1 rRNA gene is annotated in these 425 nt (G+C 46.8%); it reads left to right on the top strand.

The features are described from left to right. Nucleotides 1-55: 55 nt before the first annotated feature. A 5S ribosomal RNA gene (rrf, locus tag AvAM_RS06620) occupies nt 56-168 on the top strand. Nucleotides 169-425 lie beyond the last annotated feature (257 nt).

The raw sequence follows: 425 nt of genomic DNA, 5'->3' as shown, positions 1-425 counted from the left end.
CAGACTCTATGAATTCGCCAGGCTGTTCACACGAACAGCCCAGCACCAAGTTATGCCTGATGACCATAGCAAGTTGGTACCACTCCTTCCCATCCCGAACAGGACAGTGAAACGACTTTGCGCCGATGATAGTGCGGGTTCCCGTGTGAAAGTAGGTCATCGTCAGGCTCTTACAGCAAGAGACACCCAGTCTTTTTACTGGGTGTTTTCTTTTGAGGCATTTACTTCATGCCTCAAAAGAAAACACGAGTTTGACAGTTCTTAAAAAACTGTGCTAGAATTCAAGGCTCAGCTGATCGCAGCTAAGTCGGTAGAAAAGAGAGAAAAGAGCTTCGGTTCTGATCTGGTTTCTGCAGGGATCCTTAAAAATATACAGCCGATAAGCGTGGGCGTTTGATGGCGAGTGCCAAGTTCTTTGGAACTAG

The organism is Acidovorax sp. NB1, from assembly GCF_005405905.1.
Taxonomy (GTDB): Bacteria; Pseudomonadota; Gammaproteobacteria; order Burkholderiales; family Burkholderiaceae_C; genus Acidovorax.
Note: the sequence above shows the minus strand (reverse complement) of the source record. Positions and strands in the feature narration are given on the sequence as shown.